This is a genomic window from Micromonospora sp. NPDC000089 (genome assembly GCF_042899365.1).
Lineage (GTDB): Bacteria > Actinomycetota > Actinomycetes > Mycobacteriales > Micromonosporaceae > Micromonospora.
This window is the reverse complement of the sequence record NZ_JBIAZT010000021.1, coordinates 42,372-56,018: the sequence shown is the minus strand read 5'-3', so window position 1 is coordinate 56,018 and position 13,647 is coordinate 42,372. Positions and strand designations below refer to the sequence as shown.

The window sequence follows — 13,647 nt, the reverse complement described above, 5'->3', positions numbered from 1 at the left end:
AGCGGCCAGCACCCGCGGGTGGCCCCCGTTCCGGCGATCGTGCCGGGGCGGGGGCCCTGCCGCGTCCGCCGGGCCGGCGCTACGATCGGTCGCCCCCCGGCCTAGGAGATGACCATGCGCCGCCTGCTCGCCGCCGTCGTGGTGGCCGCCGCCCTGCTGCCCGGCGCCGGCTGTGCCGACGACCCGGCCGCCCCCACCGGTGCCGACGGGCCCACCGTGGTCCCGTCCGCCCCGGTCAGCGGCTCGCCGGTCGGGGGCAACGGGCCGCAGGTGTGCGTCGAGGCCGAGGCGGCCTCGTCGACCGCGGTGCGCACGTACGTCGAGGAGACCGGCCGGATGCTGGCGGCCGCCGGGGCGAACGACGACACCGCGGCCCGGACCGCCCGTAAGCGGGCGCAGGACGCGCTGGCCAGGTGGCGTACGACACTGCGGGAGCAGTCCGACCGGGCCACCGACCCGCAGCTGCGGACGCTGCTCACCGACCTGTCGGCGCAGGTGGCCCGGCTCGGCACCGACGTGGAGTCGATCGACGAGACCGAGCTGGACCGGCTCCAGCAGCGGCTCGACCAGCTCTGTTCCCGCTGACCGGAGACCGCTGCGGGGCGGGCCGGTTTGGGGGTCGGCCGGTCCATGGCGTACTCTTTCCTGCGGCGCACTTTGGTGTGCCGTGTTCCCGCGTGCCCGCGCCGCCGGTGTCACTGCTACCCGGCGAGACGCCGTGGGAACGACCGACCGGAAACGGTTGGGGAACAGATGCCAGTAGCCTCAACGACAGGGAGTCCGCCTCCGATGTACGCGATCGTCAAGACCGGCGGCAAGCAGTACAAGGTCGCCGAGGGCGACGTGATCGAGGTCGAGAAGCTCACCGGCGCCCCCGGTGACGCGGTGAAGCTCACCGCGGTGCTCCTCGTCGACGGTGACGACCTGGTGACCGACGCGGCGAAGCTTGCCTCGGTCGCGGTGTCCGGCGAGATCGCCGCGCACACCAAGGGCCCGAAGATCAAGATCCACAAGTTCAAGAACAAGACCGGCTACCACAAGCGCCAGGGTCACCGCCAGCCGCTGACCCAGGTCAAGGTGACCGGCATCTCCAAGAGCGGGAAGTAGGTCGTCCTCCAATGGCTCACAAAAAGGGTGCGTCCAGCTCGCGTAACGGTCGTGACTCCGCGGCCCAGCGACTCGGCGTGAAGCGCTTCGGTGGTCAGGTCGTCAGCGCGGGGGAGATCATCCTCCGTCAGCGTGGCACCAAGTTCCACCCCGGTGACCTGGTCGGCCGCGGCGGGGACGACACGCTCTTCGCGCTGTCCGCCGGTGCGGTCCAGTTCGGCACCAAGCGCGGTCGTAAGACCGTCAGCATCGTGCCGCAGCAGTAGTCTTCCGGCGAAGCGGGCCGCGGACCTCGGGGTCCCGGCCCGCTTCGGCGTTTCATCCGCGGAGCGTTTCAGCCGCGGGGCATTTTCACGTGCGGGGCCCGCCCCCGCTGGAAGGATTGGCGTCGTGACGACGTTCGTTGACCGGGTCGTCCTGCACATGCAGGCCGGCGACGGCGGGCACGGCTGTGTCTCCATCCACCGGGAGAAGTTCAAGCCCTTCGGTGGCCCCGACGGCGGCAACGGCGGCCACGGCGGCAGCGTCTCGCTGGTCGTCGACCCGCAGGTGACCACCCTGCTGGACTTCCACTTCCGGCCGCACCTGAAGGCCGAGAACGGCAAGGGCGGCGCCGGCTCGAACCGGGACGGGGCCAACGGTCACGACCTGCTGATCAAGGTGCCGAACGGCACCGTCGTGCAGACCCTCGACGGCGAGGTGCTGGCCGATCTGGTCGGCGCGGGCACCACCTTCGAGGCGGCCCGGGGCGGGCGCGGTGGTCGCGGCAACGCCTCGCTGGCCAACTCCCGCCGCAAGGCCCCCGGCTTCGCCGAGCTCGGCGAGCCCGGCGACAAGCTCGACGTGGTGCTGGAGCTCAAGAGCGTCGCCGACGTCGGCCTGGTCGGCTTCCCGTCGGCCGGCAAGTCGTCGCTGATCTCGGTGATCTCCGCGGCCAAGCCGAAGATCGCCGACTACCCGTTCACCACCCTGGTGCCGAACCTGGGCGTGGTCCGGGTGGACAACCACACCTTCACCGTCGCCGACGTGCCGGGCCTGATCCCCGGCGCGGCCACCGGCAAGGGCCTCGGGCTGGAGTTCCTCCGGCACGTCGAGCGCTGCGCCGTGCTGGTGCACGTGGTCGACACCGCGACGCTGGAGCCCGGCCGGGACCCGCTGGCCGACATCGACACCATCGAGGCCGAGCTGTCCCAGTACGGCGGCCTGGCCGACCGGCCCCGGCTGGTCGCGCTGAACAAGGTCGACGTGCCGGACGGGCAGGACCTCGCCGACATCGTCCGACCCGACCTGGAGGCCCGTGGCTTCCGGGTCTTCGACGTCTCCGCCGCCACCCGGGAGGGGCTCAAGGAGCTCACCTACGCGATGGCCGAGCTGGTCGAGCAGGGGCGCAGCGCGGCGCCGCCGGCCGAGCCCACCCGGATCGTGATCCGCCCCAAGGCGGTCGACGACGCCGGCTTCACCATCGAGGCCGAGGCGGACGGCTCGTTCACCGTCCGGGGAAGCCGTCCCGAGCGCTGGGTCAAGCAGACCAACTTCGACAACGACGAGGCCGTCGGCTTCCTCGCCGACCGGCTGGCCCGGCTCGGCGTGGAGGAGAAGCTGGCCAAGGCCGGCGCCAACCCGGGCGACCTGGTGCGGATCGGTGAGCGGGAGTTCGACTGGCAGCCGACCCTCTACGCGGGCGCCGACTTCGTGCCCGGCAACCGGGGCACCGACGTGCGGCTGGAGGAGAAGTCCAACCGCCCCTCGGCCGCGGACCGCCTGGCCGCTCGCAAGGCGCGCCGGGTGCGATCCGACGACGAGCTGGCCGCCGGTGCGGCGGAGCCGGACGACGCGGACGACGACGAGGACCTGGAATAGCTCCATACCGGTCGTGTTCGGGTCGTTCGCCAGAAACCTCCGAGAAATCGACCCACCCTAGCGTGGGGTGATGCTGATCGAGTCCCGTCCCGCCGTCGATCCGGAGATCGGTGCCCTGGTCGTCGCCCAGCAGCGGGAGCTGCGGCAGGTCGACGCCCGCCGGGGCGGCCCGGGCCCGCTCGCCCACGACGAGGTCGACTACCTCGCCGTGGTGGTCGCCGGCCGGGCGGTCGCCTGCGGCGGCCTGCTCGGGCTGGACGCCGACACCGGCGAGCTGAAGCGGATGTACGTCCGGCCGGCGTTCCGCGGCCGGGGCATCGGCCGGCACCTGCTGGGCGCCCTGGAGGAGCTCGCGTTCCAGCGCGGTCACTCGGTGCTGCGGCTGCGGACCGGGGCGTACCTGCCGGCGGCGATCGGCCTCTACACCTCCTGCGGCTACCAGCCGATCCCGGCGTACGGGGAGCACGACGGCGACCCGTCCGGCGTCTGCCTGGCCAAGCGGCTCCCGGTCGCGGCCTGAGACCCGGCCCGGTCCGCCGCTCGCGGAGGGGCCGGACGGTCAGGCACCGGTCTCGGCGGGCGCCTGATCAGGGACGGTCGATCGGGGTGTCCGGCCGGGCGCCGGTGCCGACGTCGTTGGAGAGCAGCAGCCCGACCGCGAGCATGCCGAAGCCGAGCCCCAGGTGCAGCCAGTTGTCCGCGTCGTTGACCGGGACGAGGTTGATCCCGCTGTCCCGGTCGATGGCGAAGCCGTACAGCCACAGCGCCAGGTAGGCCGCTCCGCCGCCGGCGAGGAACAGCCGCGCACCGCCGACCCTGCGGGCCAGCACCAGGCCGACCAGGCCGAAGAGCAGGTGCAGCAGGTTGTGCAGCACCGACACCTGGAACACGCCCAGCAGCTTCGCCCCGGAGTGGTGCCCCGCGAACGTCAGCTCGTCGTACCCGGTGGTGATGCCGGGGATGAAGCCCAGCACGCCGATCAGCGTGAAGACGGCGGCCACCGCGGCGGCGACCGCCTGGATCCGTGGCCGCGGGGCCGAGCGGTCACGGCGGCGCGGGTCACCTGCCATCGGGTCACCTCCGGTGGATCGGCAGCCGGCGGGAGCCGGACGACCCTCCATTGTGTGACCGGGACGGGGCGGTTCCGCAGAGAAATGACGAATCAGGCATGGACCAGGCGACCGGGGGTAGGGATCTGAGCACGCCGACGTCACGGTCGGTGATTCCCCCAGGCGCTACACCGCGACGAGCTTCTCCAGCGGAAGGGACATCATGACCTACGACCTTTCACCCACGTCCTCCACCTACGAGTCGGGGCACAGCAACGGCGGCGGGGTCCGCGACCAGGCCCGCCAGGTGGGCAACGAGGCCGCCAACGCGGGCGGCGCGGTCGCCCAGACCGCCAAGGAGCAGGGCCAGCAGGTCGTCGGCGAGGCCAGGCGCCAGGCCCGCAACCTGTACGGCGAGGCCCGCAACCAGCTCGCCGGCCAGACCTCGCAGCAGCAGCAGCGGGCCGCCGGTGGCCTGCGGTCGCTGGCCGACGAGATGCGCTCGATGGCGCAGAGCAGCGGCCAGAGCGGCCCGGTGACCGAGCTCGCCCACCAGGCGGCCGACCGGGTGCACGGCGTCGCCGGCTGGCTGGAGCAGCGCGAGCCCGGTGACCTGCTCAACGAGGTCAAGAGCTACGCCCGCCGCAACCCGGGCACCTTCCTGGTCGGCGCCGCCCTGCTCGGCGTGGTGGCCGGCCGGCTCGCCAAGGGCCTGACCTCGGCGAGCGACGGCACCAGCGGCTACCAGGGCCGCTCCGGCTCGGGCGGCACCGGCTACGACCCGGACCGCACCGCGGTCATCCCGACCCCGCCCGCGCCGCGCGCGGCGGACACCGTGCCAGCGGGTGGCTACCTCGACCCGACCCCGGGCACCTACGCCGAGCCGGACCCGGGCTACTCGGGCCAGGGCGCGGCCTACCCGGACCAGGGCACCTCGACCAGCTACGCCGACCCGGCGGGTGGCACTGGCCAGCCGCTGCCGCCGGTGACCCAGACCGACCCCCTGCCGGGCGTCCCGTCCAGCGGCACCACCCGTCCGTGAGCGTACGAGTCATCCGAAGGGAGGCGGCGGCATGAGCATGCCGACGCAGGGGTCCGGGTTGGACTCCGGGTACCACCCCGAGGGCGCCCCGCACACCGCCGACGAGGTGCGCGGCAGCTCGATCGGTGAGCTGATGCGGTCGGTCACCACCGACCTGTCCACCCTCATGCGCCAGGAGGTGGAGCTGGCCAAGGCCGAGATCCGCCAGGAGGGCAAGAAGGCGGGCAAGGCGGCCGGCTTCTACGGCGGCGCCGGCTTCGGTGGCTACATGGTCGCCCTGTTCGTGTCCATCGCCATCTGGCAGTTCCTGGACAACGTCATGGACTCGGGCCTGGCCGCGCTGATCGTGGCCGTCGTCTGGGCCGTGGTCGCCGCCGTCCTCTACTCCAAGGCGAAGAAGAACGCCCAGAACATCCGCGGTCTCAAGAAGACCAACGAAAGCGTCCAGCAGATCCCCGACGCGCTCAAGCCGCACCCGGAGGGAGTCACCCGATGAGCACCGATCCCGACCAGATCCGCCGGGAGATCGAGGCCACCCGCAACAGCCTCAGCACCGACGTGGACGCGCTGGCGTACAAGGTCAGCCCGAGCCGCATCGTCGACGACCGTAAGCAGCGGGCGCGCAACGCGCTGCAGAATGTGAGGGACAAGGTCATGGGTTCCGCTTCCGACCTCGGCCACGGCACCGGCAACGCCGCCCACGCGGTCGGCGACCGCGCCTCGTCCGCGGCCTCCACCGTCAGCGACAAGGCCCACTCGGCCGCCTCCACGGTCGGCGACGCGGCCCAGCGGGCGCCGCGGGTGATCCGCGAGAAGTCCGAGGGCAACCCGTTGGCGGCCGGCCTGATCGCCTTCGGCGTCGGCATGCTGGTCTCCTCGCTGATCCCGGCCACCCGCCGCGAGCAGGAGCTGGCGACGCAGGTCAAGGACAAGGCGACCGAGCACAGCGGCGCGGTCAAGGAGAAGCTGGGCGAGGTGGCCAGCGAGCTCAGGGACGAGCTGCGCGAGCCGGCCCAGCACGCCACCGAGTCGGTGCGCTCCACCGCGCAGGACGCCGTGCAGACGGTCAAGGACGACTCGAAGTCGGCCGCGCAGGACCTCCGGGACCAGGCCCAGCAGTCCCGCGAACAGGTCCGGTACTGACCGGAACCACTCCCGACCGCAGCTCGCGGCCACTCCCGGCGTCTGCCGGGACGTGGCCGCGAGCTGTTTGCGCGGTAGGGGCCGGGGCCGGTGGAGTCGGTCAAAAGGTGCGTTTTGCCGACCCTGCGACGGGTAGCGGCTGATGATGGGGGTCCATTCCCGGGCTCCGTGAGGGAGGCGTTATGACCAGCGATGGGACGAGGTGGGCGCTGCTCGGCGCCGCCGCCGCGACCGCGGCGGGAGTCGTCGGCGCGGTGGCCCGGCGCCGGCGGCGACGCCAGCCGGACCGGCAGGACGGCTGGTACGTGGTCCGGCGCGGGATCACCGTGGACCGGCCGATGGACGCCGTCATCGGCTTCTGGACCGACCGCGAGCGGCTGGACCGGGCGCTGGCCGAGTGGGCCACCCTGGAGCAGCTCGACGACGACCGGTGGCGGTGTGTGGCCACCGACCCGGCCGGCGGCGGCACCGAGTGGCGGGCGGAGATCACCGTCGACGGACCGGGCCGGCTGCGCTGGCGGGTGACCGACGGGCCGGTGCCGCAGGAGGGGCACGTCGACCTGGCCCCGGCGCCGCAGGACCGGGGCACCGAGCTCCGCGCCGAGCTGCGCTACCGCGGCGGACCGCTGCGCCGGGCGCTCGGCCTGGCCCGCGGTGACGACCCGGACCTGGGGCTGCGGGACGCGCTCCGGCGGATCAAGTCGCTGGTCGAGGCCGGCCAGATGATCGACACCCGGCACGACCCGTCCGGCCGCACAGCGGCGCAGGAGGCGGCGACCGACAGGGCCCGGGAGAAGCTGATGGCGGGAGGACGGGCGTGAGGGCGCTCTGCTGGGAAGGCGTCGGCAAGCTCGCCGTCCGGGACGTCCCGGAGCCGCGGATCCGGGCCGAGGGGGACATCATCGTCAAGGTCCGGGCCAGCAGCGTGTGCGGCTCCGACCTGCACCTGATCAACGGGTACCTGCCAGCGATGCGGGAGGGTGACATCCTCGGCCACGAGTTCATGGGCGAGGTGGTGGAGACCGGTCGCGGGGTGCGGCGGCTGAAGGTCGGCGACCGGGTGGTGGTCGGCTCGGTGGTGGCCTGCGGGGGCTGCTGGTACTGCCGCACCGAGCAGTACTCGCTCTGCGACAACTCCAACCCGCAGCCGGTCATCCCGGAGAAGCTCTGGGGCCACTCGCCGGCCGGCATCCTCGGCTACTCGCACGCCGCGGGCGGCTACTCGGGCAGTCACGCCGAGTACATCCGGGTGCCGTTCGGCGACGTCGGCGCGTTCACCGTGCCCGACGGCGCGCCGGACGACGCGGTCGTGTTCGCCTCCGACGCCATGCCGACCGGGTGGCAGGCCGCCGACTTCTGCGGCCTGAAGGGCGGCGAGGTGGTGGCGGTCTGGGGCGCCGGCGGGGTGGGTCAGATGGCCGCCCGGGCCGCACAGATCCTCGGCGCGGAACGGGTCATCATGATCGACCGGCTGCCGGAGCGGCTGGGCGCCGCGGCCGACCGGCTGGGCGTGGAGACCGTCAACTACGCCGAGACCGACGTGCTGGAGGCGCTGCGGGAGATGACCGCCGGTCGCGGCCCGGACGCCTGCATCGAGGCGGTCGGCATGGAGTCGCACGACGTCGGCCCGAGCTACGCGTACGACCGGGCCAAGCAGGCGGCCCGGCTGACCACCGACCGGCCCACCTCCGTCCGGCAGGCGATCATGGCGTGCCGCAAGGGCGGCACGGTCAGCATCGTCGGCGTGTACGCCGGGCTGGTCGACAAGTTCCCGCTCGGCGCGGCGATGAACAAGGCGCTGGTGCTGCGGATGGGGCAGATGCACGCCCAGCGCTACATCCCGATGCTGCTGGACCGGCTCGCCGTCGGCGAGATCGACCCCGGCTACCTGGCCACCCACCCGATGTCGCTGGAGGACGGGGTGCGCGGCTACGAGATGTTCCAGAAGAAGCAGGACGGCTGCCTGCGCAGCGTGCTGCATCCCCAGGCGGCCTGAGCGCCGCGGTCCGCCGGGCCGGCGCGGTCAGTCGGCGCGGCGGACGTCGTCGATCAGGAAGCCGCTGGGCGGCATGGTCGGCATCCGGCTCAGGTCCAGCCGCAGGTCCTGCGGCGGCACCTGGTAGCGCATCGCCCCGGTCAGCAGGCCCACCGCGCGCTTCATCAGCTCGATGGTGAGCCACTCGCCGGCGCAGCGGTGCCCGCCCAGGTGGTCCCCGCCGCCCTGCGGCACGAGGCCGTACGGGTCGTCCCGCCAGCCGGTGAAGCGTTCCGGCCGGAACCGCTCCGGCTCCGGCCACAGCTGCGGGTGGTGGTTGGTGCCGTACAGGTCCAGCAGCACCCGGCGGCCCGCCGGAAAGTGGTGACCCTGCCAGTCGAAGGACCGGCGGACCCTGGCGGCGGCCACCGGGAAGAACGGGTAGTAGCGGCGGACCTCCTGGACGAAGCACTCGGTGACGTCGTCGCCCACCCGGACCCGGTCCCGCCACGCCGGGTGGTCGCGCAGGGCCAGCGCGGCGAAGACCACGTACCGGTCTACGGCCACGGTGGGGCGCAGCACGTTCAGCAGCTCCACCGCGGCGACCCTGCGGGGCAGCAGGCCGTACCGGTCGCGGTGCTCGGCGATCACGCGCAGCGCGCTGCCCTCCGGCGCGGGCAGGGTGCCGACCCGGGCCCGCTCGACGACGTCGCCGATCCAGCTCTCGCCGCGACGCCGGGCGAGCAGGCCCCGCCAGTGCCGGGGACCGAACGCGGCGGGGGCGTCGATCATGGCGTGCAGCTGGTCCGTGCGCCGGGCCACCTCGTTCTCGGCCAGCGGCACCCCGGCCCAGGCGCAGACCGCCCGGGTGAGCATCCGGCCGACCTCGTCGTACAGCCCGACCGGGCCGGACCGCTCCCAGACCGGGATCCGGGCCCGCCACTCCCGCTCGAACAGGTCACCGAGCCGGCGGACGGCGGCCGGCGTCATCAGTGCCATGAACATCGCCTTGCGGTCGGCGTGCGCCGCCCCGTCGAGCCCCTGAACGCCGCCCTGACCGGTCAGCGTCCGCTGGCCCCGCTTCGGCATCGCGCCGGCCCGCTCGAAGCGCTCCTGGTCGTAGAAGATCGTCGCGGCCGGCCGCCCGCGCAGGCAGATGGTGGGCTCCAGCAGCAGCCGGGTGGCGAAGACGTCGCTGCCGTACCGCTCGCAGCGGGTGCTGATGAAGCGGTACCCCTCGCGGAGGAACGCCAACGTGCTCTCCGGGCTGCGGTCGACGGGAGTACTGGCCATCGGTGCTCCTGACGGGTGGACGGTCGGCCGGCGTGGCCGTCACGTCTACCCAGGTCAGGGGCGCTGAATCCCACCGCGGCGGAGACCGGCGGGGTGTGGGCCCGCGAACGGGTCGTCCGCTGGCCCCTCCCACGGCGCCGGAGACCTGGTTGGCTCGTTTCCGAGCCGGCAGCGGGTCCGGCGAGCGGCGAGCACGGGGAGGACGCATGCGGCAGAACAGGCCGCCGTACTGGCGGCAGCGGCGGGCGGTCGAGGCGATCAGCGGCCGCCGGGCCGGCGCCGAGGAGGCGTCGTTGATCGCGGCGCCCCGCCGGCCGGCCCGGCCGCCCCGGCGCTTCACCGCCCATCTCGGCTTCGAGGCCGACGGGCCCGACCAGGCCCGCGAGCTCGCCGTGGCGTACGCCGAGGCGTTGAGCCTGCTCCGCCCGGAGCTGGCGCTCCGGGCGGCGGCGCTGTCCCCGGCGGACGCCTGGCACCGCGCCGAGCGGCTCTTCTGCGACGCGCTCGGGCCGGACGGCGAGCGCTGCGCCGACGTTGCCGGCCATCCGGGCTTCCACCACGCCCCCGGCCCCGGCGGCCTGGGCTGGGGCGAGGGGGACGGGTAAGCCGCCGTTCAGTCCAGGTCGAACTCGCCGTCCTGGGCGCCGGCCACGAAGGCGTCCCACTCGGCCTGCGTGAACACCAGCACCGGGCCGTCCGGCTCGGCGGAGTTTCGCATACCGATCAGGTCGTCGACGAAGGCCACCTCCACCGCGCTCTCCGAGGTGTCACCCTCGGCCCGCTGCCAGACCGCCCGGGACAGGTCGAAATCGCCCTTGGGGTGCTGACCCATTGTTCGTCCTCCATCACCACGCGTCGAAGGAAGCCGGTTCGGCTCCCCGTCGGGCAGGATAAGCGGATGCCGAGCCTGACCCGTGCAGAGGCGACCGCGCGTCGCGCTTTGATCACCGTCGTGTCCTACCAGGTGGATCTCGACCTGACCGGCGGCGCCGAACGCTTCCGCTCCACCGTCACCGTCCGCTTCGACACGGCCCCTGGCGCCGAGACGTTCGTCGAGGTCAAACCCGCGGCCCTGCGGGCGGTACGCCTCAACGACCGCGACCTCGACCCGGCCACGCTGGCGGACAACCGGCTCACGCTGACCGATCTCGCGGCCCAGAACACGCTCACCGTCACCGCCGAGATGGCGTACTCGAACACCGGCGAGGGGATGCACCGCTTCGTCGACCCGGCCGACGGGGAGACCTACCTCTACGCGATGTCCTTCCTGGACGACGTGCAGCGCATCTTCGCCGCCTTCGACCAGCCCGACCTGAAGACCCCGGTGACCCTCGCGGTGACCGCGCCGCCGGAGTGGACGGTCGCCGCCAACGGCGCGGTGGCCGCCACCCCGCGCCCCGGCCGCTGGGAGTTCGCGCCCACCGCGCCGCTGTCGACGTACTTCGTCTCGCTGATCGCCGGGCCCTGGCACGTCCGCCGGGACGAGCACGACGGCATCCCGCTCGCCCTCTACTGCCGGCGGTCGCTCGCCGCGCACCTGGACGCCGACGTCGACGAGATCCTCACCGTCACGAAGCAGTGCCTCGACCGGTTCCACGAGCTGTTCACCGAGCGCTATCCGTTCGGCAAGTACGACCAGGCGTTCGTGCCCGAGTTCAACGCCGGCGCGATGGAGAACCCGGGCCTGGTCACGCTTCGTGACGACTACCTGTTCCGCTCCGCCGTCACCGAGACCGAGCGGGAGCAGCGCGCCACCACCATCGCGCACGAGATGGCCCACATGTGGTTCGGCGACCTGGTCACCATGGCCTGGTGGGACGACCTGTGGCTGAACGAGTCGTTCGCGGAGTACCTGGGCACCCGGGTGACCGCCGAGGCGACCCGGTTCGGTCAGGCCTGGACAACCTTCGCGATCCGCCGCAAGGCCTGGGGGTACGCGGCCGACCAGCGCCCGTCCACCCACCCGGTGGCCCCGCGGGAGGTCGCCGACGCCGCCCAGGCGCTGCTGAACTTCGACGGCATCTCGTACGCCAAGGGCGCGAGCGTGCTGCGGCAGCTGGTCGCCTGGCTCGGTGACGAGGCCTTCCTGGCCGGGCTGAACGCGCACTTCGCCGCCCACCGGTTCGGCAACGCCACCCTGGCCGACCTGCTCGCCGCGCTGGGCGCCGCCAGCGGGCGGGAGCTGACCGACTGGGCGGAGCGCTGGCTGCGCCGGCCGCAGGTCAACACGCTGCGGATGGAGACCAGGGTGGACGCCGACGGCCGGTGGACCGAGGCGGCCGTGGTGCAGACCGCGCCGGAGGCGTACCCGGTGCTGCGTCCGCACCGGATCGGCGTCGGCCGGTACGGCGCCGACGGCGCGGCGCACCGGCTCATGGTCGACCTGGACCCGGACGCCGACCGGGGCCGTACGCCGCTCACCGCGCTGATCGGCGACCCGGCCACCGGCCTGCTGCTGCCCAACGACGGCGACCTGACGTTCGCCAAGATCCGGCTGGATCCGGCCTCCGCCGACGCGGTGCCGATGGTGCTGCCGGGCCTGACCGACCCGTTGGCCCGGGCGCTGCTCTGGGGTGAGGCGCTGGACGCGGCCACCGACGGGGAACGCCCGGTGGCCGGCGTGGTGGCGCTGATCGCCGCGGCGCTGCCCGCGGAGCGTGAGGTGGTGATCGCCGAGCAGGTGCTCGGCCGGGCCCAGACCCTGATCGACCGCTACCTCGACCCGCTGTCCCGGGACGCCGCGCTGCTGCGGGTGGCCGAGGCGTGCGCGGCGCTGCTGGCCGGCGCCCCGGCCGGCGGCTCGCTGCAGCTCGCCGCGGCGCGCGGCCTGATCGCCGCGACCGCCGATGCCGACCTGCTGGGCGGCTGGCTCTCCGGCGCCGACGTGCCGGCGGGGTTGGCCGTGGACGCCGAGCTGCGCTGGGCGCTGCTGCGCCGGATGGTGGTGCTCGGGGCGGCCGGCGAGCGGGAGATCGCGGCCGAGGCGGCGACCGACCGCAGCGCCACCGGCGCGGAACGCGCCGCCCTGTGCCGGGCCGCCCTGCCCGAGCTGGCGGCGAAGGAGGCCGCCTGGGAGATCGTCACCCGCAACACCGAGCTGTCCAACCGGCTGGTCGAGGCGGCCGCGGAGGGTTTCTGGCAGCCGGAGCAGGTCGAGCTGACCGCGGCGTACGTCGACCGGTACTTCACCGAGATGCCGGACGCCGCGCGGCGGCGTACCCCCTGGGTGGCCGACCGCGTCGCCGGCCTGGCCTTTCCGCGTTACGCCGTGGCGCAGCCCACCCGGGAATCGGTCCGCGCCATGCTGATCCGCGACGACCTCACCCCCGGGCTGCGCCGGGTGGTGACCGACGCGGACGACGACCTGCGGCGCGCGCTGGTGGCGCGCACGGCGGTGGCCGCGGCGGCGGCCTGACCGGCGGCGACCCGGGCCGGTCCGGCGACCCGCCCGGGTCGCCGGCCGGCCCCGTCCTACGATCAACGGGTGGAGGAAGACATCCGGCGGATCGGGATCATGGGCGGCACGTTCGACCCGATCCACCACGGCCACCTGGTCGCCGCCAGCGAGGTGGCGGACCGGTTCGGCCTGGACGAGGTGGTCTTCGTGCCCACCGGCCAGCCCTGGCAGAAGGCGGACGAACCGGTCAGCCCGGCCGAGGACCGTTACCTGATGACGGTGATCGCCACCGCCTCCAACCCGCGCTTCCAGGTCAGCCGGGTCGACATCGACCGCGGCGGCCCCACCTACACCGTCGACACCCTGCGTGACCTGCAGACCGAGTTCGGCCCGAAGGTCCAGCTCTACTTCATCACCGGTGCGGACGCCCTGGAGCGGATCCTCTCCTGGAAGGATCTGGACGAGATCTTCGAGCTGGCCCACTTCATCGGGGTCACCCGGCCGGGCTTCGAGCTGACCGACAAGCACCTGCCGGCCGACACGGTAAGCCTGGTGCAGGTGCCGGCGATGGCGATCTCCTCCACCGACTGCCGGGCCCGGGTCGGCCGGGGCGAGCCGGTCTGGTACCTGGTGCCCGACGGTGTGGTGCAGTACATCGCCAAGCGGAGCCTCTACCAGGCCTGACCCCGCCCGCTATGTGGCGGTTAGTCCCTGAAACCGGGCAGAACTGACAGGTCGCCGTGCCGGCGGGTGTGAGACGCTTGAGCAGTCGCACGGTTGA

General features: G+C 73.4%; 16 protein-coding genes. 13 read left to right on the top strand and 3 right to left on the bottom strand.

All coding sequences use genetic code 11. From position 1 onward, the window contains the following. Positions 1-114 precede the first annotated feature (114 nt). From ACFY3U_RS26280 to ACFY3U_RS26260, 5 genes are all read left to right on the top strand, one after another. Complete coding sequence (locus ACFY3U_RS26280; protein WP_387206415.1) at positions 115-585, top strand: hypothetical protein; 471 nt, start codon at positions 115-117, stop codon at positions 583-585. 204 nt (positions 586-789) lie between these two features. Further along, on the top strand, positions 790-1,107 hold the full coding sequence (gene rplU / locus ACFY3U_RS26275) for a 50S ribosomal protein L21 (RefSeq protein ID WP_387206413.1): 318 nt from the start codon (positions 790-792) through the stop codon (positions 1,105-1,107). Between the two features lie 11 nt (positions 1,108-1,118). Next, entirely contained in the window at positions 1,119-1,373 is a 255-nt protein-coding gene (gene rpmA / locus ACFY3U_RS26270; RefSeq protein ID WP_387206411.1) for a 50S ribosomal protein L27, read from the top strand. 124 nt (positions 1,374-1,497) lie between these two features. After that, on the top strand, positions 1,498-2,967 hold the full coding sequence (gene obgE, locus ACFY3U_RS26265; RefSeq protein ID WP_387206409.1) for a GTPase ObgE: 1,470 nt from the start codon (positions 1,498-1,500) through the stop codon (positions 2,965-2,967). Positions 2,968-3,037: 70 nt separating this feature from the next. Continuing rightward, on the top strand, positions 3,038-3,487 hold the full coding sequence (locus tag ACFY3U_RS26260) for a GNAT family N-acetyltransferase (RefSeq protein ID WP_387206407.1): 450 nt from the start codon (positions 3,038-3,040) through the stop codon (positions 3,485-3,487). Between the two features lie 67 nt (positions 3,488-3,554). On the opposite strand, the gene ACFY3U_RS26255 is transcribed toward ACFY3U_RS26260, so the two are convergent. Then, a complete protein-coding gene (locus ACFY3U_RS26255) occupies positions 3,555-4,037 on the bottom strand; it encodes a DUF4383 domain-containing protein (protein ID WP_387206405.1) in 483 nt (160 codons plus the stop codon). 202 nt (positions 4,038-4,239) lie between these two features. Here ACFY3U_RS26255 and ACFY3U_RS26250 point away from each other — a divergent pair, with 202 nt between their 5' ends. The 5 genes from ACFY3U_RS26250 to ACFY3U_RS26230 all read left to right on the top strand — a co-directional run bounded on the left by ACFY3U_RS26250 (position 4,240) and on the right by ACFY3U_RS26230 (position 8,197). After that, complete coding sequence (locus ACFY3U_RS26250) at positions 4,240-5,058, top strand: hypothetical protein (RefSeq protein WP_387206402.1); 819 nt, start codon at positions 4,240-4,242, stop codon at positions 5,056-5,058. A gap of 31 nt (positions 5,059-5,089) precedes the next feature. Further along, a complete protein-coding gene (locus tag ACFY3U_RS26245) occupies positions 5,090-5,554 on the top strand; it encodes a phage holin family protein (RefSeq protein WP_387206400.1) in 465 nt (154 codons plus the stop codon). Then, entirely contained in the window at positions 5,551-6,201 is a 651-nt protein-coding gene (locus tag ACFY3U_RS26240) for a DUF3618 domain-containing protein (RefSeq protein WP_387206399.1), read from the top strand. The genes ACFY3U_RS26245 and ACFY3U_RS26240 overlap by 4 nt, the downstream gene beginning before the upstream one ends. Before the next feature lie 182 nt (positions 6,202-6,383). After that, complete coding sequence (locus tag ACFY3U_RS26235) at positions 6,384-7,022, top strand: cyclase (protein WP_387206397.1); 639 nt, start codon at positions 6,384-6,386, stop codon at positions 7,020-7,022. Beyond that, entirely contained in the window at positions 7,019-8,197 is a 1,179-nt protein-coding gene (locus ACFY3U_RS26230) for a zinc-dependent alcohol dehydrogenase (protein WP_387206395.1), read from the top strand. Before ACFY3U_RS26235 ends, ACFY3U_RS26230 begins: the two co-directional genes overlap by 4 nt. Positions 8,198-8,224: 27 nt before the next feature. Here ACFY3U_RS26230 and ACFY3U_RS26225 read toward each other — a convergent pair whose 3' ends face one another. Further along, positions 8,225-9,469 (bottom strand): cytochrome P450, encoded by a 1,245-nt coding sequence (locus ACFY3U_RS26225; RefSeq protein WP_387206393.1) that lies wholly within the window; start codon positions 9,467-9,469, stop codon positions 8,225-8,227. A 206-nt stretch (positions 9,470-9,675) separates the two neighbouring features. Here ACFY3U_RS26225 and ACFY3U_RS26220 point away from each other — a divergent pair, with 206 nt between their 5' ends. Next, positions 9,676-10,074, top strand: a complete 399-nt coding sequence (locus ACFY3U_RS26220; RefSeq protein WP_387206391.1) for a hypothetical protein — start codon at positions 9,676-9,678, stop codon at positions 10,072-10,074. 8 nt (positions 10,075-10,082) lie between these two features. Here ACFY3U_RS26220 and ACFY3U_RS26215 read toward each other — a convergent pair whose 3' ends face one another. Then, a complete protein-coding gene (locus ACFY3U_RS26215; RefSeq protein ID WP_091442482.1) occupies positions 10,083-10,301 on the bottom strand; it encodes a DUF397 domain-containing protein in 219 nt (72 codons plus the stop codon). A 66-nt stretch (positions 10,302-10,367) separates the two neighbouring features. Here ACFY3U_RS26215 and pepN point away from each other — a divergent pair, with 66 nt between their 5' ends. Further along, positions 10,368-12,884: an aminopeptidase N gene (gene pepN, locus ACFY3U_RS26210; RefSeq protein WP_387206388.1), complete on the top strand. Its 2,517-nt coding sequence runs from the start codon at positions 10,368-10,370 to the stop codon at positions 12,882-12,884. Between the two features lie 69 nt (positions 12,885-12,953). Further along, positions 12,954-13,550 (top strand): nicotinate-nucleotide adenylyltransferase, encoded by a 597-nt coding sequence (gene nadD, locus ACFY3U_RS26205; protein ID WP_387206386.1) that lies wholly within the window; start codon positions 12,954-12,956, stop codon positions 13,548-13,550. The last annotated feature ends 97 nt before the right edge of the window (positions 13,551-13,647 follow it).

Excerpts from the sequence above, each read along its gene's own strand:
- ACFY3U_RS26250 (WP_387206402.1), top strand. The coding sequence starts at position 4,240 with ATGACCTACGACCTTTCACCCACGTCCTCCACCTACGAGTCGGGGCAC.
- ACFY3U_RS26280 (WP_387206415.1), top strand. The coding sequence starts at position 115 with ATGCGCCGCCTGCTCGCCGCCGTCGTGGTGGCCGCCGCCCTGCTGCCC.
- rpmA (WP_387206411.1), top strand. The coding sequence starts at position 1,119 with ATGGCTCACAAAAAGGGTGCGTCCAGCTCGCGTAACGGTCGTGACTCC.
- ACFY3U_RS26240 (WP_387206399.1), top strand. The coding sequence starts at position 5,551 with ATGAGCACCGATCCCGACCAGATCCGCCGGGAGATCGAGGCCACCCGC.
- ACFY3U_RS26245 (WP_387206400.1), top strand. The coding sequence starts at position 5,090 with ATGAGCATGCCGACGCAGGGGTCCGGGTTGGACTCCGGGTACCACCCC.
- ACFY3U_RS26225 (WP_387206393.1), bottom strand. The coding sequence starts at position 9,469 with ATGGCCAGTACTCCCGTCGACCGCAGCCCGGAGAGCACGTTGGCGTTC.
- ACFY3U_RS26215 (WP_091442482.1), bottom strand. The coding sequence starts at position 10,301 with ATGGGTCAGCACCCCAAGGGCGATTTCGACCTGTCCCGGGCGGTCTGG.
- rplU (WP_387206413.1), top strand. The coding sequence starts at position 790 with ATGTACGCGATCGTCAAGACCGGCGGCAAGCAGTACAAGGTCGCCGAG.
- ACFY3U_RS26260 (WP_387206407.1), top strand. The coding sequence starts at position 3,038 with ATGCTGATCGAGTCCCGTCCCGCCGTCGATCCGGAGATCGGTGCCCTG.
- pepN (WP_387206388.1), top strand. The coding sequence starts at position 10,368 with ATGCCGAGCCTGACCCGTGCAGAGGCGACCGCGCGTCGCGCTTTGATC.
- ACFY3U_RS26235 (WP_387206397.1), top strand. The coding sequence starts at position 6,384 with ATGACCAGCGATGGGACGAGGTGGGCGCTGCTCGGCGCCGCCGCCGCG.
- ACFY3U_RS26255 (WP_387206405.1), bottom strand. The coding sequence starts at position 4,037 with ATGGCAGGTGACCCGCGCCGCCGTGACCGCTCGGCCCCGCGGCCACGG.
- ACFY3U_RS26220 (WP_387206391.1), top strand. The coding sequence starts at position 9,676 with ATGCGGCAGAACAGGCCGCCGTACTGGCGGCAGCGGCGGGCGGTCGAG.